This is a genomic window from Paenibacillus sp. FSL R5-0407, assembly GCF_038009185.1.
Lineage (GTDB): Bacteria > Bacillota > Bacilli > Paenibacillales > Paenibacillaceae > Fontibacillus > Fontibacillus vini.
Genome location: NZ_JBBPAX010000001.1, coordinates 2,255,330 through 2,277,657 on the forward strand (window position 1 = coordinate 2,255,330; position 22,328 = coordinate 2,277,657).

Consider the following 22,328-nt stretch of genomic DNA (forward strand, 5'->3'; position numbering starts at 1 on the left):
TGCAAAACTCCTTCAAAAATATATTTTTTATAAAGTTTTTAAACTTTGATTACTTCAATTCATTGACCAGCTCTGAGAGCTTCACAGTGCGCTGTTCACCGGTCTCCATCGATTTCAGCGCAATCTCCCCGCGCTCCAGTTCATCATCGCCCAGAATGGCCGTGTAGCGCGCCTGCATGCGGTCTGCCGATTTCATCTGTGCTTTCATTTTGCGACCGAGATAATCCCGCTCCGCCGAGAAGCCGGCCTGACGCAATTTGAACAGCTGCGTCGTAATCTCTTTATCCGCCGCTTCCCCAAGGGCTACGAGATATACGTCAAGCGGCTTGACGCCGCTGAGCCCGATCTCCTGCTTCTCAAGAATAAGCGCGATCCGCTCCATACCGAGCGCCATACCGATCCCGGGCTGATCGGGTCCTCCGACTTCAGCCACCAGACCGTTATAGCGGCCGCCTCCGCCGATTGTATCGATAGCGCCGATGCCCTGGGCTTTATATTCAAACGCGGTATGCGTGTAATAATCCAGGCCGCGCACCAGCCGATGGTTGATCACATAATCCACTTCCATGGCGCTTAGCAGTTCCTGAACCTTGGCAAAGTGCGAAGTGCACTCCTCATCAAGACTGTCCAGGATCGACGGAGCATCGCCGAACTTATCCTGATCAACCTTGCAATCGAGCACCCGCAGCGGATTGCGTTCCATCCGTGACTGGCAATCCTTGCACAGGCTTTCCTTCATCGGAGTCAGGAAGGCCAGGAGCTTCTCGCGGTATGCCTCGCGGCTGGCCGGGTTGCCTACCGAGTTAATCTCCACTTTTACGTCCTGCAGGCCAAGCTCTCGGCAGTACTGAAATCCTAAAGCTACGACTTCAGCATCAATAGCCGGATCCGTGGCTCCGAACGCCTCCACCCCGAACTGGTGAAACTGGCGTTGGCGCCCGGCTTGAGGACGCTCATACCGGAACATCGGTCCAATGTAATAAAGCTTGGTCACATCAGGTTCGCCGTAAAGTTTATTCTCCACATAAGAACGAACGACGCCGGCTGTTCCTTCGGGACGAAGTGTCATCCACCGCTCCCCTTTATCCTGGAAGCTATACATTTCTTTTTCTACAATATCCGTCGTTTCGCCCACACCGCGCTCAAACAGCGAAGTCTGTTCAAAAATCGGTGTCCGGATTTCCCGGTAATTAAAGCGCCGGCACAGATCGCGGGCCTTTTCCTCGATCAGCTGCCACTTCTCGACAGTGCCCGGCAGCAGATCCTGCGTACCCGTAGGTTTCTGAAACGCCATTATCCATTCCTCCATCTTCTGCTAAAAAAATAAAAAACTCCCGTTCCTGTTTAATTACAACAGGGACGAGAGATTGGTTTTCCAATTTACCCGTGGTGCCACCCACATTCCGAATACTCCGTACTTACATCACAGGGCTCAATCTTCCGATCACATTCGCCTGGTATGAAGTATTCGCTTTAAAGCGGTGTAACGCCCGCATGCGCCGTACGTCTACTTTGCCTTGAAAGAATGATCCATGTCATTATTTCACGCATTTCGCCGCCGGTTCTCGGGGAAGTCTTTCGTTCAATCATCACCGGAATCCTTCCAGCCGGCCTTATCGGGTGCAATTCAGAATGAATGGCCAATCCGTCAAGGCAGGGATTCCTCTCTGCGGGTGTGGGGCTGAAGTACTTTGTCCCGTCGTCGAATCAGTATGAAACTGTATATTTCCTGATTTTAAGGAATTACAGTAACAAAGTCAAGTACGGACAAAGAAAAAAACCTGCACCAACGGGGCACAGGTCCAAAGGTATTATATTAAAAAGGGGGTCATGCTGTTATTATAAACAGGCTATGTTAAAGGAACATGAAACGAATATTACAGTTGTATTACAAACTCAACTTTTTAATCCAAATGTTCGACAAACGCGCCCCGGCTGCGCAGCTTATGGACGATGTCATCATAATCGGTTTCTTTAACCTTTGCGGTTAATACATATTTCAAATTGCTGAAATCATCGTCACTGAAGTTGTTCGCATCAATTACAGGATCTAACTCCGAATCAAAATCGGGCCGATCTCTTTCGGTATCGACGCGCTCTCCGTTAATCCGGCCGTCGTCGGAATCATCGTCACCCATAGCAACTACAGGAATGACTCCCTGAGCGCTTACCGTCCCAGGAATTCCTACGGCTCCGTAGGTTCCCCCTGTATTGGTAGTAGTACTGTTAAGGGGAAGCAACGGAACGAGAATATTGTGGCTTCTGCCGATCGAATGATCCAGCGAGCTGACTTCAACCTGCTCCATTTCAAATGGAAGCAGGCTGGTCCTTGCGCCCTCCGCCTGATCCTCACTCATAAAATACGCTTGAATATGCTTGGCCATTTCGATCTCTCCTTTTCAACCGCATAATGGTTTGCCGTCCCGGACTTGTCATCTATAGGATCCGGTTAGACCGGTTACAGCTTCTTCAACAGTTCCCGCACAAAGGCTGGTTCGTCCTTCGGCGTTCGTGAGGTAACATAATTGCCGTCAACAATAACTTCCTCGTCGCGGAATTCCGCGCCGGCGTTCACGATATCATCTTGCAGAGGGGGATAAACGGTTACGGTTCTTCCCTTCAGCAGGTCCGCGCTGATCAGGATCTGCGGCCCGTGGCAAATCGCGGCAATCGGTTTGCCCGCGGCATTGGCCTGAGTCACGAAATCAAGAATTCCTTGATCAAGCCGCAAATTTTCCGGCGAAGATCCGCCCGGAATAACAACCGCGTCGTACTCTTCGGCCTTCACCTCGGAAATGCCCTTGTCCGCTGTATATTCAGCTTTTCCCTGTTTGCCTTTTAAAGTTTCTCCGGCCTTAAGCCCGATAATATCGGCCTGATGTCCGGCTTTTTTCACCTCGTCATAGGGTACCTGCATTTCCGAGTCTTCAAATTGGTTCGCTAGCAAAAAAGCAACTTTACTCATAAGTAACATTCTCCTCTCGGATGTGTCCTTCGCTTGTTATTACCCGAATGGCTTCGCTTTATAACAAACCGGATTGCTGTGGCAGTAAACCTTAACATTGATATTTCGATCAAAAAAACCGCCCCAATGTAAGGGCGGTAATTGAACTATCGAATCACTGTTCTGCTAATTGCTTTATTTTATCTAAAGTCTCTTCCCAGTTTTTGTCCGAGTGCTCATACATCGTAGGTGTCGAAAAGTTACGGTGCGTTAAATGAATTGTTGTACTATCGTGATTATCAATTAATTGGAACGCAATAATCGAGTAATTTTCCGGAGTGTCCGGAGTTCCCGAGAACCCGCTCCAATAATCATAAGAAAAAGTGTCAGCTTCCTTGAATTTCAATACATGCCCCTTATCGGTAAAGTCTTGTCCGTCCCATGAAAATGAAAATGTGATCGGACTGCCTTCTCTCCAATCCGTTTCAATATGTACACCTAACCAGTCTTTAATGTAATCAGGATCAGTTAATACGTTCCACACAACCTTATTACTTGCATTAATATCTCTGGTTTTTTCAATAATGAAGTCCAAGTCCAACTTACTCCTCCTCTCCGAAATTTCATTGTTACCCAAACTATAGAACAAACGTTCGTAATTGTCAAATATAAACAACGAAGTTTAATTCAGCCATAAAAAAAGAACCGGGCATAACTCGCCCGATCCTTTCCTATTCCAGAGACTTAGCTTCCTGGCCGCGGAATATACTCGCCGGAAGGTTTGATCTCCCGGACGGTCTGTAATTCCTCACCCTGCGCAGAGCGTACCAGAGCGAGCGCTTCGCTGCGCTCCCCGGCGGCCATGAGCGGAAGCCCTTGCCAAACCCTTGGCTTTATAGATTGACGCATTGAGATCGGTAACCCCTTTTACGGACAATTTCACTGTACATTCACAGGTTGTCCCATAAAAGAATCCTTTATCCCAACCATCTTCTTCAAAATCATTGAAAAGGGTGGTCCAAAATAAGGGTAACCGGTCCCCAGTTCGTGAAGTCCACATCCATATCGGCCCCGAACTGTCCGGTCTCGACGACCAATCCCTTCTGACGGAGCAAATCGTTAAACTTCTCGTACAGCGGTTCCGCGATTTCCGGTTTCGCCGCCGTCGTAAAGCTCGGTCGTTTGCCTTTCCGGCAATCCCCGTAGAGCGTAAATTGCGATACCGATAAAATGGCCCCGCCAATGTCCGTCACACTGAGATTCATTTTGCCATCCTCATCCTCAAAAATGCGGAGCCCGGCGATTTTATCTGCGAGATAAGCCGCATCCTTCTCACAATCCTCATGAGTGATGCCCACCAGCAGGAGAAGGCCTTGCCCGATGGATCCGATCGTCTCACCCGAAACATCCACCTTTGCCCGCTTGCAGCGTTGAACTACGATTTTCATGTTGCGTACTCCTGTTCCTTATTGCATAATCCGGTGGACGGTGTAAACATCTTTCACCCGTTTGATTTTCTCGACGACGGATTGCAGATGGTCCGTATTCCGGATCAGAATCGTCATATGGACGAGCGCCATTTTGTTTTTGTCCGACCGTCCGGAAACGGCCGAAATATTCGTCTTGCTCTCCGATACGGCCTGCAGCACTTCGTTAAGGAAATTCCGGCGATCATGTCCCGTAATTTCAATATCGACGCTGTAATTTGCCTCGATGGCGTTCTCCCATTCCACGTCGATAACGCGTGCAGCTTCTTCATCGTCATTTCCGTTAGGAATGTTCGGGCAATCGCTGCGATGCACGGAGACGCCACGTCCGCGTGTAATATAGCCTACGATATCGTCGCCGGGAACCGGGTTGCAGCATCTGGCAAAACGGACGAGCAGGTTATCGATCCCCTTGACCACGACTCCGTTTGTCGGCCGAGGTCTACGCTCTTCCGGTGCTTTTACTTCCTTCACTTCCGAGGTAAGCTCGATCGAGCTGCTCTCTTCCTGCTCTTTGCGAAGCTTCTCTGTCAGCTTAGTGGTGATCTGGGCGGCGGTGATGCCGCCGAATCCTACGGCCGACAACATATCGTCGATATCGTTGAAGGCAAATTTCTTACAGGCCTCCATTAGCTTGTCGTCCGACATCCAGGCGGAAGGCTCAATGCCGGCCCGCTTCAATTCGCGTTCGATCGCTTCGCGGCCTTTTTCGACGTTCTCCTCGCGTTTCTCCTTTTTGAACCACTGCTTGATTTTGCTTCGCGCATGGGAAGATTGCGCAATTTTGAGCCAATCCTGGCTCGGTCCGTAGGAATGCTTGGATGTGAGGATTTCTACGATATCCCCGGTCTTTAACCGATGGTCCAGCGGTACGATCCGGCCGTTGACCTTGGCGCCGATCGTGCGGTTGCCGACCTCGGTATGAATCCGGTAAGCAAAGTCCAGCGGAACTGATCCCGAAGGTAATTCGATCACTTCGCCGGAAGGCGTAAATACAAATACCAAATCGGTAAAAAAGTCCATTTTGAGCGATTCAACAAATTCCGAAGCATCCTTCGCTTCGTGCTGAAGCTCCAGAATCTCGTTGAAAAACGTCATCTTCTTCTCAGGGCCGCCGGTTTCCGGACCTTCCTTATAAGCCCAGTGCGCGGCGATCCCGTATTCCGCCGTCCGGTGCATCTCCCAGGTACGGATCTGCACTTCAGTCGGCTCACCGTTGGGCCCTACGACCGTCGTATGCAGCGACTGGTACATGTTCGCCTTCGGCATTGCGATATAATCCTTAAATCTCCCCGGCATCGGTTTCCATAATGTATGGATGATGCCCAAGGTTGCGTAACAATCTTTGATATTGTCGACGATGATCCGAATTGCAAGCAGGTCATAAATTTCATTGAACTGCTTGTTTTTGGTGGTCATCTTTTTATAGACGCTATAAATATGCTTGGGACGTCCCGACAAGTCGGCCTCAACGCTCATCTCATCCAGCTTCTCGGATATGCGTGAGATTACGCTTTCGATGTACTCCTCGCGTTCCGCCCTTTTTTTCCGCATCAAATTGGCGATCCGGTAATATTGCTGAGGATTCAAATACCTTAGCGCAATATCTTCCATTTCCCATTTGATCGCCGAAATCCCGAGCCGGTTCGCAATCGGACAAAATATCTCCAGCGTTTCATACGCGATGCGCCGCTGGCTCTCTTCGGATTGATATTTCAACGTGCGCATGTTGTGCAGACGGTCTGCAAGCTTAATGACAATCACTCGGATGTCCTGCGCCATGGCGATGAACATTTTCCGGTAGTTCTCATTTTGCTGCTCTTCCTTGGATCGGAATTTGATCCGCTCCAGCTTCGTCAGCCCGTCGACAAGCATGGCGCAATCATGGCCGAAATGCTCCTCGATCTCCTTCAGGGATACGGTAGTGTCCTCAACAACATCATGAAGCAGAGCTGCAATAATGGACAAACTGTCCATCTGCATATTGACGACAATTTCCGCCACCGCCAAAGGATGAAGAATATATGGTTCTCCGGATTTGCGCACTTGTCCGTGATGAGCCTGCTCCGCAAAATCGTATGCCTCACGGATGCGCTCCAAATCCGGTTCTTTTATATAGGCCGACGCCTTTTCAAGTAATCGCTCTATGCCCATTGAATCCTGCTCGATTCCTTTCTATATCCCCAATTTTGATTTCCTATAATTATGACTCTTGCGTTCTCTTCCGTCAACTCTCGGACACTTCGCCGCCAAAAAATAGTCAGAGACCGTGTAATCCTTACTTTTTCTCAACTCCTCGCCGGCGTATGCTAAAGAATCATTTAGGAGAATCTGTAGAATAACCTTCAAGAGGTTGTTCAAAAAGTCATCTTTCCATGACGAAGCAGATCACGAAACGGATTCGACGTCGAATCTTGAATTCAGCCGGGCCTTCCGTTGCTCACGTACCCCATGTACGCTCCGCTACTCAGTCCCTAGCTTCATCCAACCTTCTTGGTCCTGAAAACCTGACTTTTTGAGCTCGCACTTAGGCAAAATAAATTTTGTGTTGAAAAATGTCGCCATTCTCATTAATCTATTAAGGATAGTTTTCATTATGTACGAAAAATAGAGGAGTGACCCTGTTGCAACGTGAAATTCAAGTTAATGAAAAAGTTCCTTTCGGACCTGGTGTTCTGCTGAGTGTGCAACACCTGTTCGCCATGTTCGGCAGCACCGTGCTTGTACCGAACCTGTTCGGCGTCGATCCCGGCATGATTTTGCTGATGAACGGCATCGGAACCCTGCTTTACATCTTCATCTGTAAAGGAAAGATCCCAGCTTATCTTGGTTCCAGCTTTGCCTTCATCTCTCCGGTGTCTCTGGTCTTGGCGTCTTATCCGGGCAACGGCTACTCGCTGGCACTGGGTGCCTTCATTGTGACCGGCGTGATCTTCATGCTCGTCGGATTGCTCGTCAAATATGCAGGAACTTCCTGGATCGACGTCGTCTTTCCTCCAGCTGCGATGGGTGCCATCGTTGCCCTGATCGGTCTGGAACTCATTCCGGTGGCCGCAGGCATGGCAGGCTGGATTTCGAAAAATCCAGGCGAAGCATGGTCTCCGAACTCTACTTACATCACGCTCTCGCTGGTTACCTTGGGTGTCACGGTTCTAGGCGCGGTCCTATTCCGTGGCTTTCCAAAAATCATCCACATTCTGATCGGAATCGTCGTTGGTTATGTTCTCGCTTATTTTATGGGCGAAGTGAATACTGCTGCGATTGCCCAAGCCAAGTGGTTCTCGCTTCCGACTGTAACTACGCCGCAATGGAACATTTCCGCCATCATCACGATCATCCCCGTGGCTCTGGTCGTCATCGTGGAACATATCGGGCATTTGCTCGTTACGAGCAATATCGTAGGCAAAGATTTGTCCAAAGACCCCGGTCTTCACCGCTCACTGCTTGGTAACGGTATTTCAACCATCTTGTCCGGCTTCGTAGGTTCGACACCAAATACAACCTATGGTGAAAATATCGGTGTCATGGCCCTGACGAAAGTGTATTCCATCTTCGTTATCGGCGGCGCAGCCATCTTCGCGATCCTGCTCTCTTTCTCGGGTAAATTTTCTGCGATCATCGCCTTCATCCCCGAGCCTGTTATGGGCGGCGTCTCCCTGCTGCTGTTCGGCGTAATCGCAGCTTCCGGTCTGCGGATCTTCGTAGAGCAAAAAGTCGATTTCTCCAAGCCGACGAACATGCTGCTTGCAACCGTCGTTCTCGTCATCGGCCTTAGCGGTACGAAGCTGACAATGGGCACTGTGGAGCTGAAGGGAATGGCTTTAGCCACAATCGTCGGAATTCTGCTTAGCTTGTTCTTCAAACTGATTCAGGTGCTTGGCTGGTCCAACGACAAGGATGAGGAAAAAGCGGCTCATTAAGCCTAAGGCTCAATGCGTAAAAGCCTCCATATCACCAAGGTGATATGGAGGCTTTTTTATTACATTTATTGAGGCTTCCTTTTTAGTAATCGTAATGAACGAGGGAAAAGACTTCAATATCCGGCAGCTTCGCGCGTCCGTTCAATTCGCCGAGCTCGATCAGGAAGGCCGTTCCGACTACATTTCCCCCAAGCTGGCGGACAAGATCGACGGAAGTAGAGATCGTACCGCCCGTGGCGAGAAGATCGTCGGCAATGAGGACGTTTTGCCCCGGTTTGATGGCATCGCTGTGCATGGCGAGCCGATCTTTACCGTACTCAAGGTCGTAGCCGACCTCGATAGTCTCATAAGGAAGCTTGCCGCTCTTGCGGATCGGGACGAATCCTACACCGAGTGCATAAGCAAGCGGTGCTCCTACTACGAAGCCGCGGGCCTCGGGTCCTGCGATCAGATCAATCTTCAGATTAGAAACAAGTTGTTTCAATTCATCGATCGCCAGCCGGTATTTCTCACCGTCGTTCAGCAAAGTTGTAATATCCTTGAAGCTGATGCCCGGTTGCGGGAAATCCGGAATGACCCGGATATAGTCTTTGAAATCCAATAAAATCTCCTCCTAGAAAATATGCGAATTGCTATGAATGTATAGATTTATGAAGCCCCTTGTATATGGGTTTGCATCCATTCGGTAATCTGCGGAACCGGTGCATGCAGCAAAATATGCTCCATTTCCGCCAGCAGTCCCAGTTCCCGGTACCTCGTCGAAGACTCGAGCGGTCGCTTGGGCGGTGACGCGGCTACAGTTACTATGCCCGAAGTCCGCTCAATAAAGCCAAGTTCCTCAAAAACGTCCAAGGTTAGGCCAAGCATTCGTCCGGATAACTTCGTACGTGCCTTCAAAGCGGCAACCAGTTCGTCTTCCCGGTGTCCCTCCGGCGCAAGCTTTCTCAGAAGGGCATATACCCCTTTGAACTGCTCGCGAGAAGGCGGCTCAAGCATTTCTCGAACCGGAGTTTTCGGATGAAGCAGAAACACTCTCTCCAAATTTCCGAACAAGGCCAGCATGCTGTTCCATTCCACAGGCATCTCCGGCAGCTCCAAAATAAACAGCGTGCCTATTCCCTCCGCTCCCGCCTTTTCTGATTCAGAGTTAGCCGGACTTGCACCGACTACCCTATCATATACCCAAAGCGAGCATCCGTTCAAATCATTTCCGTTCAGTTGCGGCGAACTTGAATTCACCATGACAGCAGCGCTTCCCGGTCCGAAAGAAGTCCATTTGGCCAAGGTCTCTTTCAATTCATCCAATTTGGCTACCGGGTTACGGAAGCCCCTGTAATCGTAAACTTGCAAATGGGTAACCGCGAGATCCTGGATCATCAGCTGCGGTTTTCGCGAGCCGTTCCATTCATTGATCCCCGCTTCCGCCACAATATCAATTTCCGATTCCTCCGAAAGCAGGAAGGCAAGCTCTCCCTTTCCAAAAGCAACCGCTTCTACTGTCTTGCCGTTCTGGCCGAGCGTCAAACGTAAATGCTTGCCATCCTTGCCCATCTGCCGGCATTCCAGCAATTTTGCCCCGCGGATCAGTAACCGCGGACACGGATTTGCCATGCCAAACGGAGCCAGCAGCTCCAACTGCTCGATGATCGGGAGGGTGATTTCCTGAAGGGAACATTCAAGATCATTTTGCATAACCGGGATAAAATGCTCGGGACGGAGAGCCCCGGAAGCAAAGTCGTTCAGCCGCTTGTCGAACTCGGCCAGCCGCTCCCGCGGCAGGGACATGCCGGCTGCAGCGGTATGACCGCCGAAATGATCCAGCAAATCGGCGCAATGCGTCAATGCCTCATATATGTCCAGACCAGGAATAGAGCGTGCCGAGCCTTTGCATTCACCGGTCTCGGGGTTGATACCGAGTACCAGCGTCGGTCGATAGTAACGCTCGAGGATTTTGGAGGCCACGATACCGACAACGCCGACATTCCACCCTTCTCCGGCTACAACGATCACATCGGGAAGGCGTCCTTCGGCTGCTTTGGTCTCCAGATCAACCAGCGCCTCCTGGACGATGTCCTCCACCAGCCCCTGCCGCTGTTTGTTCAAGATGTCCAGGTCCAGAGCCGCCAGTTCTGCCTCCTCCCGATCGTGGGTTGTCAGCAATTCAACCGCCCGGCCGGCATGGTTCATTCTGCCGCTGGCATTAATGCGCGGTGCGAGACCGAACGCCACGTTCGTCGCCGTCACCTCGCCCGATTTCCAACCGGCGGTTTTAAGCAAAGCCGTCATGCCGGGAAATGCGGAAGTCGCCATGGATTGCAGCCCATAGCGAACAAGCACTCTATTCTCACCGACTAGGGGCATTAAATCCGCTATTGTACCGAGAGCGGCAAGCTCTGTCCATTCGGGTGGAATCTCCTTCCCCAGCAGCGCTACGGCCAATTTGTAAGCAACCCCCACTCCAGCCAAACCTTTAAACGGATAAGGACAATGGGCAAGCTTTGGATTAATGAGTGCATAAGCGTCAGGAAGTACAGGCGGAGGCTCATGATGGTCGGTCACGATGACATCCATTCCGACGCTTGTGGCGTAGGCTATTTGCTCAACAGCGCTGATCCCCGTATCGACCGTGACGACCAGCGTAACTCCGCGCTCCTTGGCTTGCTCCAGAGCGTGAATATGTAGTCCGTAACCCTCTTTGGACCGATGGGGAATGTAATATTCGTAGTCGGCGTTCAAATGCCGCATAAGATGGATCATCAACGCCGTAGAGGAGACTCCGTCAGCGTCATAATCTCCGTAAATCAAAATTCGTTCATTACGATCAAGCGCTTGCCTGATCCGTGGAACCGCCTCATTCATACCACTGAGGAGAAACGGATCATGCAGGTTTTCCATGGTCCCCTTTAAGAAACGCAAGGCCTCCTGCGGGTTATCCAGACCGCGTGAAGCCATCAGAGAGGCTACCAGCGGCGGGATGTCCAGTTGCCGTGCAAGCAGATCGGCAGCTTCCCTGTCGCAAGAGAGCGTATTCCATTGATACTTCGGTTGAAGCAAAATTTCACCTTCTTTCTCAGCCGTCCCTGCAGGCTATTGAATTAAAGTCGGCAGGTCATCGCCGGGCCCTTCATTATTGCTCTTATAAGGATAACCGGGATCATAGGGCAGAACCTGAATACTGACATCGCTAACATGAGAAAACCGGTTCATCAGCAGCACCTTGGCCCGGTTCGCAATATCATTCGCTTCCATCACAGTAATCCGCGGATTTACGCTTATTCGCGCGGTAATAGTTACATAATGGCCGTTCTCCTGAGCTTTCAGCTCCTCTACAGTGATGACGCCATGCACCCGTTGAACGGTTTCAATAAATCGTGTGGCGTCTTCCTCCTGCATCTCTGAAATCAATGAGCCGTAAACGGAGCCGCGCACCATAAGATAAACCCGCCAAAGGACCATGCACGCTACGAATAGCGCTGCAGCCGGATCCAGATAGAGCAATGCCGGCAACTCCATTGCCTGCCCGGTCATGGTTCCGAATACGCCGATCAGCACGGCAACGGAGGAATACCAGGAGTAACGATGGGCTTCGATGAGAAATTGGGTATGCTCACCCGGCTGTTTCCGGGACTGACGATACTGGAATTGGAACAGGGCCTCTTTCAAGGCAATAGAGATCACAATGGCAACACCGGCCAAATACCCCGGAGGTACGAGGTCCCCTTTTGACACGGCAGCGATTGATGAAATCCCCATCTGAAAACTTCCCATCAACAAAAAAACAGACAGAATAATAACCAGCAGCGGTTCCCCTGCCCTGCTTGGTGCATTGACAGACTGCACTATTCTTTTTTTTGGCCGTCTGTGGAGTTTAAATTTATCCGAGACCATGGCAGCGGCATCCGAAGCCGAATAAAGAGCATCGGCCAGCAATGCCCGGCTGTCGAACAGCAGGCCTACCACTCCTTTGAAAGCGGCTAAGACAATATGATTGGCAATCCCGAGCCATGCTGCAGAATCAGCTGGAGCGGCTTGTTCGCGTCGCATATGAATCCTCCTGAAGCACTCAATAGATAGAACAGAACGGTAAAGCCGCGTCAATTTCGACGCGGCTCTATCATACCAAATTTAAGGCAAAATGGTCCTTTTTTAATATTGATTATTAGGACGCTTTGGCCGGCTTATTTTTTTGTTTGCTCTTAAGAACGAACCACAACGGGCTGGCGATAAAGATGGTCGAATATGCGCCGAACAGAAGCCCGATAACCATAGCCAGCGAGAACATCCGAATGGATTCCCCACCTAGCAAGAACAAGAAGAACGCTGCGATAAAGACCGTCAATGCGGTGTAAATAGACCGCATAATCGTCTGGGAAATACTTTTGTTCACCAGCTCGGCCAAATCGTGATTTGTTTTCAACTTACTGAACCGCAGGTTCTCACGGATCCGGTCAAAGATAACGATCGTGTCATTAATGGAATAACCGATGATGGTCAAAACGGCAATAATGAAGGTCAGATCGACTTCGAAGCGGAATATGGAGAAGACCGCGACAACCAGGAAAGCGTCATGTAACAGAGAAACGATCGCAGCCACTGCGAAGCGCCACTCAAACCGGATGCTGACATAAATGATAATGCCAAGGCAGGAAATCAGTACGGCATAAATTGCATTTCTCGCCAATTCCTTAGCCATTTCCGGATCTACTGTATTGACCTCGAAAGATGCCTTCTCGTCAAGCTTCGTAATTTCCGCTTTCAACTGGGATTCCTCATCCTCGTTAAGCACGTTCGTGAAACGGATGGTCATGCGGTCATCGCCGGGATTAATCGTTGTTCCTTCACCAATGCCGAGCTTATCCAGAATCGGATTCACCTGAGCTTCAGTCAGCTTTTGGGAAGTCGTAATATCGACGTTGGAACCCGCCCGGAAATCGACGCTGTAATTCAGTCCAAACAAGGACAGGCAGATAATCCCGACGATCGTCAACGCGATCGAGACCATGTAGCAGTATTTGCTTATATGCACAAAGTTAAAGTTTTTCAAGTTTTTATTAAAGCTCACTGATTTCACTCTCCTTTACACCGAAGTATTTCGGCTTCGACAATTTGCCTGCCTTAACCAGCAGGTTCAGAAGCCAACGGGAGAGGTAAACGTTCGTAGCGATACTGAGCACGATTTCCACGATCAGGACGAGCGCAAAGCCTTTGACGGCACCGGTCCCGAACCAGTACATGACAGCAGCAACGATAATGGTCGTAATATTCGAATCCAGTACGGTACGTAAAGAGTGCTTGTCCCCTGCTCTAACGGCGGACATGATACTTTTGCCGGTTCGCATTTCTTCGTGAATCCGTTCGTTGGTAATGATATTGGCATCGACGGCCATCCCGATCCCGAGAATGAACGCCGCAACCCCTGGCAAGGTCAAGGTGAAATCAGCCCACACAAACACCAGGATGAGCAGCCAAGTATGAACGATCAGAGTAAATGCGGCAACCAGACCGGGAACACGGTACATGCCGACCATAAACAGCAAAATGAATACCGAAGCAATCAAACCTGCTTCAATAGTCTGGTCGAGCGACTGCTTCCCGAGCGTAGCGCCGACGCTTTGGGAATATTTCTCCGTCAATTTGAGCGGCAGAGCGCCGAGATTGATTTGATCGCGCAATTCTTTAGCTTCGTTCAGATCGCCGCCGACGCTGATCGAGGCGGTTCCGTCCGTCAGGACGGCCTGTACCACAGGAGCGGAGATCAATTGATCATTCATGTAGATCGCCAGCGGTTGACCGAGCAAGCGCTTGGTAACCTCCGCAAACTTATCTTTACTCTTTACCTTAATGCTTACAAGGGGTTCATTCATCTGGTTAAATTCCAGCTTGGCCCCATTTTCGGCAAAGTCGGTACCGATCATTTCAATTTTCTTGTATTCGTCGGCCGCTGTTTCCGTTCCATCTTTACTGCGGAACGTAAGTGAAGCCGGCTCCTTCATTTGCTTGCGGACTTCAGCTTCGTCCGTCACTCCCGCCAGTTTCAGACGGATACGGTTCGTTCCTTCGGTCGTAACCTCCGGTTCGCTGGTCCCCAATTTATTCGCCCGTTCTTCAAGGCTTTGGGCTGTCTTAAGCAATGATTCCCTGGATACTTTTGCTCCGCCTTCCATCGGCGTTGCTTCATACAAAATCTCAAATCCGCCTTTTAAATCAAGGCCGAGATGCACATTGTTCAGCAGGCCGGGGGTAGACCAAACCATAATGCCGGTTGTGACTACCACGACGGTTATGAATGCTATAATTCTTTTCATCCCGTACTTACTTCCCCTTTCAGTTTTCAATCTCTGTAAGTTTAAGAGGCAAGGCCCCCAGACTGATCAAATCGCATATTTGTTTCGCATCTTCTAAATCTCCTCCTACGGAGATGGAGGCGCGACCATCCGTAAGAACACCCTGGATGATTGGCGCGGAAATCAATCTATCGTCCATAAAGATCGCCAGCGGTTGACCGAGCAATCGCTCCGTCACCTCCGCCAGTTTGTCCTTGCTCTTAAATTCGATGTTTACCATAGGCTCATTTACTTGGTTATAAACCAATTCGGTTTCTTCTTTAACGAGATCCGATCCGGTCATTTCAATAGCATTGTATTCGTCGTCCGCCGTTTCACTCCCGTCTTTACTTCGAAAAGTAAGAAACGCCGGTTCTTCCAGACTCCTTCGGACCTCGTCCTCGTCCGTTACATCCGCCAGTCTGACGCGAATCCGCTTGTTACCGTCAACTCTGATTTCAGGCTTGCTTATTCCCAGAGCTTCGGCTCGTGCCTCAAGACTTTGAACCGTCGAGATCAGTGCGTCTTTGGTTACCGGAGCTCCGCCATCCATCGGCGTTGCTTCATACATAATCACGAAAGCCTCTTTGTGATCAAGCCCCGAATAATCCTTGTTTTGCGGTCCAGGGGTTGAGCAGGCTGTAATTGTTATGCTCATGATGACAACCAGGACGGTTATGGATGCGAAGATCCTTTTCATCCGATACTCGTTCCCCTTTCAATACTCAATATTCCTATTATAGCTACGCATGAAAAGACCGTCAATTTATCAAATATTGTCGTTTTGATTAACGGTACTGCATGAATACATCACAAAAAAGACCCCTTTCAATCGAAACGGGATCCACGGTATGCGGAAATCGTCATATAATTCATGAATTGGGTAGCTTTCAAAGAAAGGATGTCATTCACAAGCTGATATAAAGGCGGAAAACCGTTCTTCTCGTACTTCTGATTCACACACTCCCAAATGTCCGGTCCGGTTACCTGTTCGTAACCGATCAGCCGGAATTCCTCCGCTTTGCTTCGGCATAAACTTTCGATCGCCTCATTCAATTCCTTCTCGCCCATTACGTCCTCAGCCATCATGATGCCTCCTTCCCTCTCCCCGTCTATTTAACATTCTACCTTATTTTCTGTAATCCTGCATTGGGATCAAAAAGACAAGTCATGAATCGGGACAGGTCCGGCATATTCTTAGTAACAACTGTTGTTATTGTTGCCATTTCGCTTCTAATCGGGAGAGAGGGAACCACTTTGAATAAACAAACCTTTATCCAGGGCACCATGATTTTGCTGGCTGCGGGCATTGTCAATCGTATTCTAGGCTTTATCCCCCGGATTCTTCTGCCCCGAATCATCGGAGCGGAAGGCGTCGGGCTGTATCAGCTCGGTTATCCGTTTTTCCTGGTTCTCGTAACCATCATAGCCGGAGGCATTCCCTTGGCAGTAGCCAAGCTTGTTGCCGAAGCGGAATCGGCCGGAAACCCGGAACGCTCAAAAACCGTATTGCGGACGAGCCTGATATTTGCCATGGCAGCCGGCTTGCTGTTTACAGTCTTATGTATCCTGGGAGCGCCGTTGGCAAGCCGCTATATTCTTACTGATGCGCGCGTATATCAAACCTTTGTCGCGATGAGTCCCATGATCGCCATCGTGGCAGTATCCTCTGTTTATCGCGGTTATTTTCAGGGGAAACAGGACATGATTCCATCCGCGGCCTCTTCAATTATTGAGACGATAGCCAGAATCATCTGTGTACTATGGTTCTCCTATCTGCTGCTTCCGATGGGTATCGAATATGCAGCTGCCGGAGCCATGCTGGGCGTTGTAGCCGGAGAAATTGCCGGAATGGCAGTTCTGCTGCTTCAGTACCGGCGCCTGAAATCACGGGAAAAATCACTTGCCGCCAAAGACCAACCATCCGAAGGGTCTATGCCGAGGAAGGAAGCATTCGTGCCTATGCTTCGCAGAATCATGAGGATTGCAATTCCCGTAACCGGGGGGCGCTTGGTCGGTTCCATGTCCTATCTTCTGGAATCGATCACAACGGCCCAAAGTCTTGCCCTCGCGGGGATCGCAACCGCCATTGCGACCGCTCAGTACGGAGCGCTGCAGGGAATGATCATCCCGCTTCTATTACTGCCGGGTGCGCTGACTTCCTCCTTGGCCGTCTCACTCGTTCCTTCGCTTGCGGAAGCTCAGGCAAGGGGCGATATGAGGACCATTCACCTCCGTCTCCACCAGTCGATTCGGCTTGCGCTTGTGACCGGCGCACCATTTGCGGTAATTATGTATGTTTTGGCTGAACCTCTCTGCATGTTGATCTATAATAACAGCGAAATTGCCGGAATGCTGAAAATAATGGCCCCGTTCGCTCTTTTCCTGTATGTTCAGGCACCGCTTCAAGCCGCCTTGCAGGCACTGGATAAACCCGGCCGGGCTTTGATCAATACCTTAATCGGAGCCATCGTAAAAATCGTTCTGATCCTATACTTAGCCTCCAATCCTTCTTTCGGGATATATGGAGCCATTCTGGCCATCATCGTCAACTTCGTCATCGTCACTTTACTTCATGGGTATAGCGTCGCCAGGACATTAAATTATCGCCTTCCGTTGCTGGATGTCATCAAGGTTTGCTGTGGAATGGTCATTATGGCAGGAGCAACAACCTATCTCAACAATCATTTTCAATTCAGCGACAGCCAGGGAATTCAGTTTTTGTGTGCCGCTTTTTTCTCTACTCTGCTGTATCTTGCTTTAGCCAGAATCACGGGTTTAATCGATCTGCATGACATCAAGCGTATGCCATTGATCCGCAATTGGTTTCGAGGATGATCAGCCGCTTGGAGTCATTTCTTGTCTTTTAGATTGACATATAGCCTTCCTTTATGATCAATAGAGCAAAAAAAGACATCTTTAAAATCATAAACTCCTTTGGATTGAATTTGATTTTTCAGCCAAAATCTGGTTTTTCCCATCTGTTTTAAATTATCGTCATCCACCTTGCCATCCAAAATCAGCGGTAAAGGAAGCGCCTCGTATTTTACTTTGGACACCAAAGAAGATAGGGCCGCTTCTCTTTTTCTGTTCATTTTGTTTTTGTCGCCGGAAGCGTTATCACTAGACTTATCCTTTGGCAAAACGCTCAGTTGACCGCTCGTTTCCAGAACTGCGAATTCAACATCCGCAATGTTGTCGATGTTTTGGGAACGAAGCTGCATAAGAAGGTCATCCAGATTATAACGCTGTTTTTTCATTTCCTTTTCGTTAATATCGCCATTACGTATAATTACGCTGGGCTTACCGTCAAACCATAGGCGTATCTTGCGAAAACGAAGCGAAAGGACGGCGATGCCGATTTGAATCAGCAGCAGAGTTAACATCGGTACCCAGCCTTCATATAGCGGGCGGTTCTGATCCTCCAAGGCAAAAACGGCTATTTCAGCGATCATGATGGATATGACGAGATCGAAAATGGATAATTGTCCGATTTCCCTTTTTCCCATAATCCTCATAACGGCGAATACCATCACATACATAATCACAGTACGAAAAACAACAGCTGATACGTGTGCCGCCACCTCAAATCCCCCCCTTGTGTCATTGCTCTTTAAAGTCAAGGATGTACCTGGTAGTCTGACCCCGGTCATTCGATTCCATGCCAAACAATATATTCCTAAAGATCTTCAGTTCCTGTCATATCGACCGATGCTTGACCATAAAATGGGGATAACAAGACATGATTGGGGGATCTTATATGCATTTCATTCGCCGTATGGTTTCTTTTAGACTATCCCACCCTACTTTGTCCGGCTTATGGTACGCTTTTTTCTGGATGATGATGGGCGCCTTGGTCCTATCTTTGCTTTTGCAATCCAGCGTATTGGAGGAAGACGAGCTCAAGTTGTACACCTATATGGTACATGGCGTATCACTGCTCGCCGGAGGTCTGGTCTCAGGTAAACGTGCCGGACAGAAAGGGTTGTATCAAGGTTCGATCACGGGTTTAATCTACGGAATCCTGCTGCTGTTAATCAGTTTTTTGGCCCTGGACCATTCGCTTGGATTAGGTGAGCTTGCCCTGATATTTCCCGCGCTGCTTCTCGGAGCAATTGGAGGGGTATTCGGGGTAAATTTGAACAAGAAGTAAAAGAACTGCAAACTTCTCCTTTCTCCTATATGTTAATCTGATGGAAGATTTCAGGTTGGGTAAAGGAGGTTTCCATTTTGCTATTCCATTCCATGCAGACCATTACTTGGTTCACCCTGCTGGTTCTTATCCTGTTTGTCTTGATCTGCTTCTTCCAAAATCCTTGGCATGCGGTCGTTGGCTTGGCCGGTGAATTGTTGAGATCGAGAAGATTCATGTGGACGTTCTTGCTGATGCTTGGGGTTTTGCTGCTAAACGGATACGAATTGGCATTGGAAAATAAGTTGTCTTACTCGGCGGACTTTACGCCGTGGATTTTCCGACTGGAAGGACATTTCGTGCAACAGGTTCAAAACTTGACTCACGCACCATGGCTTACGGGGATTACTTCCTTTTTTTATCTTATCGTTTTTCAGTCTTTGATTCTGGCTTCGCTCTTTATTTACGCTGGAGAAAAGAAAACCGTGTTCCTGCATGCGACCTGTTGTGCGGTAATTCTGAATTATCTGATCGCGATTCCATTCTATTTGCTGTTTCCGGTTAATGAAGTTTGGTCTTACCCGGTTTCAGGCGTTTCGTTTTATATGCTGGAGGCCTTTCCGGAGTTTGAAACCGTTTATCGTCCCCTTTCCGGGATTAATAACTGCTTTCCTAGCCTGCATACCTCCATCTCAGTCACCATGGCTATCCTTGCCGTACGCTCTGGTAACCGCCGATGGGGATTTTTCGCATCGATCAGCGCCGTTATTATCGTGTTCTCGATCTTTTATTTGGGAATTCACTGGCTCACGGATATGCTGGCCGGGTTGCTACTTGCGGGCGTATCTTCCACAATCGGCATCAACTGGGCCCAGCGCTGGAAAAGCAACTATAATCCCCGTTTCAATATTTCTGCATAATGGCAAAAAAGCCGCGAAAACCTCCGTGGAGGCTTTCGCGGCTTTCTTATTGCTAATTCGTATTCGTTTCTCTTAGCTTTCGGAAACTTTGTGGCTGATTGCACTGCGATCAAACGTCAGTTTCGTTACATCGTTGACGCGCAAGACTACGATATCATCGGTAAGCTCCATAATCGTGCCGTGGAGGCCACCAATCGTAATGATCTTGTCGCCTTTCTGAAGCGCATTGAGCATATTATTGCGGGTAGTCTGCTTTTTCTTCTGCGGACGGATCAGCAAGAAGTAAAACACGGCAAACATGATCACAAGGGGTACGATGAACGAAATCAGCGAACCGGTTCCGCCCGCCCCTGGATTAGCTGCTAATGGAAACATTCCTTCTTCCTCCTTTCATTTTATAGCCTGGTTCATTAAAATCCTTTTTCGTTGCCAAACAGACCATACTGCTCAAAAAACTCATCCCGGAAGTCCAGCAGCCTGTCATCCATAATCGCCTGACGGACCTTGCCCATCAAATTGATCAGGAAGTGAAGGTTGTGGTATGTAGTCAACCGAAGACCGAACGTTTCGTCCGCCTTAATGAGATGGCGAAGATAAGCACGGGAATAGTTCCGGCAGGTATAGCAATCGCATTCCGGATCCAATGGCCCGAAATCCTTGGCATACTGAGCGTTTCGGACAACTAGTCTACCCTGACTCGTCATCGTGGTTCCATTACGGGCAATCCTTGTTGGCAAGACGCAATCAAACATATCGACTCCCCGAATCGCCCCTTCAATCAGAGCATCAGGAGAACCTACCCCCATCAGATAACGGGGTTTGTTTGTCGGCAACAGAGGAACCGTACATTCCAACATCTCATACATCAGATGTTTAGGCTCGCCCACACTCAGTCCACCAATAGCATACCCCGGAAAATCCAGGGAAGTCAAATCTCTGGCGCTCTGCTTGCGCAAATCTTCAAACATGCCGCCCTGAACGATTCCAAACAGGCCTTGATCATGCGGTCGGGCATGGCTTTTCAGGCAACGTTCCGCCCAGCGTGTGGTCCGTTCCATCGATTTTTTTACATAATCGTAATCGGCAGGATAAGGAGCGCATTCGTCAAAGGCCATCATAATATCCGGACCTAGGGCATTTTCGATTTCCATTACCACTTCCGGTGACAGAAACAGCTTGTCCCCGTTCAAGTGAGAGCGGAAGTGAACGCCTTCCTCCGTAATTTTGCGCATTTCGCTAAGCGAAAACACCTGAAACCCGCCGCTGTCGGTCAGAATGGCCCGGTCCCAGTTCATGAATTTATGGAGTCCGCCGGCTTCCTTGATAAGTTCATGCCCCGGACGCAGGAATAAGTGATACGTGTTGCTAAGAATGATCCGTGCACCCATGTCCTTCAATTCTTCCGGACTCATCGTTTTGACGGTGGCTTGTGTTCCGACCGGCATAAAGACAGGCGTCTCGATCGTACCGTGCGGAGTGTGAACCCGGCCTAATCTGGCACCGGACTGTTTGCAGGTTTTGATGTGTTCGTAGGTAATCGCTGCCATTGTTATCATCCATCCTCTGTAGCCTTAATAAATAAACATAGCGTCGCCAAAACTGAAGAAACGGTATCTTTGTTCAATCGCTTCACGGTACGCCTTCAATATATTCTCCCGCCCCGCCAGCGCACTGACCAGCATTACGAGTGTTGATTTCGGGAGGTGGAAATTCGTGATTAGAGCATCCACCAATCCAAACTCATATCCCGGATAAATGAAGATCCCCGTCCATCCGCTGCTTTTGGCCACAGGACCGCCAGCGCATTTCTGTGCTACCGTCTCCAGTGTCCGCGCAGACGTTGTTCCCACCGCGATGACACGGCCGCCTCTGGCTTTGGTCTCATTCAGGATATCCGCCGTCTCTTGAGGAAGCACATAATACTCCTCGTGCATAACATGGTCTTCAACGCGATCAACGGACATCGGGCGAAAAGTACCCAATCCGACATGAAGTGTGACGAAGGCAATGTCAATCCCTTTCGCCTTGATCTCCTCCAGCAAAGACTCGGTAAAATGCAGACCGGCCGTTGGTGCCGCAGCTGAGCCTTCGTGTTTGGAATAGACCGTCTGGTAACGTTCGCGATCATCCAGTTTCTCCTTAATGTAAGGAGGAAGCGGCATTTGACCCAAGCGATCTAGAATTTCATTAAAAATACCCTGATAGGAAAAACGCAAAACTCGTCCGCCCATTTCCCCTTCCGATTCAACCGTTGCTTTTAATTCCTCGCTGAAGACTATGACTGAGCCGGTTTTCAACTTTTTCCCGGGTTTGACCAGCGCTTCCCAAAGATCTCCACCCAAATTTTTGAGCAGAAGCACCTCGGCTTTTGCGCCAGTGTCTTCTTTGATGCCGAACAACCGCGCGGGGATAACCCGGGTGTCATTCAACACCAGGGTATCACCGGGTTTCAGATATTCTACAATATCCGAAAAAATACGATGCTGTGTGCTTCCGTCTCTTTTATTTAACGTCAACAGCCGGGAAGCGCTCCGATCCGCAAGCGGAGTCTGGGCGATCAACTCTTCCGGCAGTTCAAAATCGTACAAATCAACATTCATAT

Annotated in this window: 22 protein-coding genes; 4 read left to right on the plus strand and 18 right to left on the minus strand. The window is 49.4% G+C overall.

The window, feature by feature from the left end:
• Window positions 1-49 precede the first annotated feature (49 nt).
• From hisS to NYE70_RS10720, 7 genes are all read right to left on the minus strand, one after another.
• Window positions 50-1,294 (minus strand): histidine--tRNA ligase, encoded by a 1,245-nt coding sequence (gene hisS, locus NYE70_RS10690; RefSeq protein WP_213656453.1) that lies wholly within the window; start codon window positions 1,292-1,294, stop codon window positions 50-52.
• A 610-nt stretch (window positions 1,295-1,904) separates the two neighbouring features.
• Window positions 1,905-2,384 carry a hypothetical protein gene (locus NYE70_RS10695; protein WP_341045948.1) on the minus strand — a complete coding sequence of 160 codons (480 nt, stop codon included), beginning with the start codon at window positions 2,382-2,384 and terminating at the stop codon, window positions 1,905-1,907.
• 74 nt (window positions 2,385-2,458) lie between these two features.
• The gene (locus NYE70_RS10700; protein ID WP_341045949.1) at window positions 2,459-2,965 is read right to left on the minus strand and encodes a type 1 glutamine amidotransferase domain-containing protein; all 507 of its coding nucleotides are present in this window, start codon (window positions 2,963-2,965) and stop codon (window positions 2,459-2,461) included.
• Between the two features lie 154 nt (window positions 2,966-3,119).
• On the minus strand, window positions 3,120-3,545 hold the full coding sequence (locus NYE70_RS10705) for an SRPBCC family protein (protein ID WP_341045950.1): 426 nt from the start codon (window positions 3,543-3,545) through the stop codon (window positions 3,120-3,122).
• 143 nt (window positions 3,546-3,688) lie between these two features.
• Window positions 3,689-3,853 carry a hypothetical protein gene (locus NYE70_RS10710; RefSeq protein ID WP_211020132.1) on the minus strand — a complete coding sequence of 55 codons (165 nt, stop codon included), beginning with the start codon at window positions 3,851-3,853 and terminating at the stop codon, window positions 3,689-3,691.
• Between the two features lie 92 nt (window positions 3,854-3,945).
• The gene (gene dtd, locus NYE70_RS10715) at window positions 3,946-4,392 is read right to left on the minus strand and encodes a D-aminoacyl-tRNA deacylase (protein WP_211020133.1); all 447 of its coding nucleotides are present in this window, start codon (window positions 4,390-4,392) and stop codon (window positions 3,946-3,948) included.
• Window positions 4,393-4,410: 18 nt separating this feature from the next.
• A complete protein-coding gene (locus NYE70_RS10720; protein WP_211020135.1) occupies window positions 4,411-6,585 on the minus strand; it encodes a RelA/SpoT family protein in 2,175 nt (724 codons plus the stop codon).
• Window positions 6,586-7,055: 470 nt separating this feature from the next.
• On the opposite strand from NYE70_RS10720, the gene uraA reads away from it, so the two are divergent.
• The gene (gene uraA / locus NYE70_RS10725) at window positions 7,056-8,351 is read left to right on the plus strand and encodes a uracil permease (protein ID WP_211020137.1); all 1,296 of its coding nucleotides are present in this window, start codon (window positions 7,056-7,058) and stop codon (window positions 8,349-8,351) included.
• A gap of 82 nt (window positions 8,352-8,433) precedes the next feature.
• On the opposite strand, the gene NYE70_RS10730 is transcribed toward uraA, so the two are convergent.
• The 7 genes from NYE70_RS10730 to NYE70_RS10760 all read right to left on the minus strand — a co-directional run bounded on the left by NYE70_RS10730 (window position 8,434) and on the right by NYE70_RS10760 (window position 15,760).
• Entirely contained in the window at window positions 8,434-8,952 is a 519-nt protein-coding gene (locus tag NYE70_RS10730) for an adenine phosphoribosyltransferase (RefSeq protein ID WP_211020139.1), read from the minus strand.
• A 47-nt stretch (window positions 8,953-8,999) separates the two neighbouring features.
• Window positions 9,000-11,405: a single-stranded-DNA-specific exonuclease RecJ gene (recJ, locus tag NYE70_RS10735; RefSeq protein WP_341045953.1), complete on the minus strand. Its 2,406-nt coding sequence runs from the start codon at window positions 11,403-11,405 to the stop codon at window positions 9,000-9,002.
• 33 nt (window positions 11,406-11,438) lie between these two features.
• On the minus strand, window positions 11,439-12,395 hold the full coding sequence (locus NYE70_RS10740) for a cation diffusion facilitator family transporter (protein WP_213656448.1): 957 nt from the start codon (window positions 12,393-12,395) through the stop codon (window positions 11,439-11,441).
• A 115-nt stretch (window positions 12,396-12,510) separates the two neighbouring features.
• Window positions 12,511-13,353: a protein translocase subunit SecF gene (secF, locus tag NYE70_RS10745; protein WP_445323837.1), complete on the minus strand. Its 843-nt coding sequence runs from the start codon at window positions 13,351-13,353 to the stop codon at window positions 12,511-12,513.
• Between the two features lie 49 nt (window positions 13,354-13,402).
• Entirely contained in the window at window positions 13,403-14,656 is a 1,254-nt protein-coding gene (gene secD / locus NYE70_RS10750; protein ID WP_341045955.1) for a protein translocase subunit SecD, read from the minus strand.
• 19 nt (window positions 14,657-14,675) lie between these two features.
• A complete protein-coding gene (locus NYE70_RS10755; protein ID WP_341045956.1) occupies window positions 14,676-15,374 on the minus strand; it encodes a preprotein translocase subunit SecD in 699 nt (232 codons plus the stop codon).
• Between the two features lie 128 nt (window positions 15,375-15,502).
• Entirely contained in the window at window positions 15,503-15,760 is a 258-nt protein-coding gene (locus NYE70_RS10760) for a post-transcriptional regulator (RefSeq protein WP_211020158.1), read from the minus strand.
• Between the two features lie 171 nt (window positions 15,761-15,931).
• On the opposite strand from NYE70_RS10760, the gene spoVB reads away from it, so the two are divergent.
• The gene (gene spoVB, locus NYE70_RS10765) at window positions 15,932-17,512 is read left to right on the plus strand and encodes a stage V sporulation protein B (protein ID WP_341045958.1); all 1,581 of its coding nucleotides are present in this window, start codon (window positions 15,932-15,934) and stop codon (window positions 17,510-17,512) included.
• A gap of 14 nt (window positions 17,513-17,526) precedes the next feature.
• Here the strand turns inward: spoVB and NYE70_RS10770 are convergent, their stop codons facing one another.
• Window positions 17,527-18,216: a YetF domain-containing protein gene (locus NYE70_RS10770; protein ID WP_435530062.1), complete on the minus strand. Its 690-nt coding sequence runs from the start codon at window positions 18,214-18,216 to the stop codon at window positions 17,527-17,529.
• Between the two features lie 218 nt (window positions 18,217-18,434).
• Between NYE70_RS10770 and NYE70_RS10775 the strand changes: the two genes are divergently transcribed.
• Together NYE70_RS10775 and NYE70_RS10780 are read left to right on the plus strand one after the other, a co-directional pair.
• The gene (locus tag NYE70_RS10775; protein ID WP_290406073.1) at window positions 18,435-18,827 is read left to right on the plus strand and encodes a TIGR04086 family membrane protein; all 393 of its coding nucleotides are present in this window, start codon (window positions 18,435-18,437) and stop codon (window positions 18,825-18,827) included.
• 77 nt (window positions 18,828-18,904) lie between these two features.
• Window positions 18,905-19,726, plus strand: a complete 822-nt coding sequence (locus NYE70_RS10780) for a phosphatase PAP2 family protein (RefSeq protein ID WP_213656443.1) — start codon at window positions 18,905-18,907, stop codon at window positions 19,724-19,726.
• 72 nt (window positions 19,727-19,798) lie between these two features.
• Here NYE70_RS10780 and yajC read toward each other — a convergent pair whose 3' ends face one another.
• Genes yajC through queA form a run of 3 tightly spaced genes read right to left on the minus strand, consistent with a single transcriptional unit; the run spans window position 19,799 to window position 22,326 of the window.
• The gene (gene yajC, locus NYE70_RS10785) at window positions 19,799-20,101 is read right to left on the minus strand and encodes a preprotein translocase subunit YajC (protein WP_290406074.1); all 303 of its coding nucleotides are present in this window, start codon (window positions 20,099-20,101) and stop codon (window positions 19,799-19,801) included.
• A gap of 35 nt (window positions 20,102-20,136) precedes the next feature.
• Window positions 20,137-21,273 carry a tRNA guanosine(34) transglycosylase Tgt gene (gene tgt, locus NYE70_RS10790; protein ID WP_211020169.1) on the minus strand — a complete coding sequence of 379 codons (1,137 nt, stop codon included), beginning with the start codon at window positions 21,271-21,273 and terminating at the stop codon, window positions 20,137-20,139.
• A 24-nt stretch (window positions 21,274-21,297) separates the two neighbouring features.
• Window positions 21,298-22,326, minus strand: a complete 1,029-nt coding sequence (gene queA / locus NYE70_RS10795; RefSeq protein WP_211020171.1) for a tRNA preQ1(34) S-adenosylmethionine ribosyltransferase-isomerase QueA — start codon at window positions 22,324-22,326, stop codon at window positions 21,298-21,300.
• Between the last annotated feature and the right edge of the window lie 2 nt (window positions 22,327-22,328).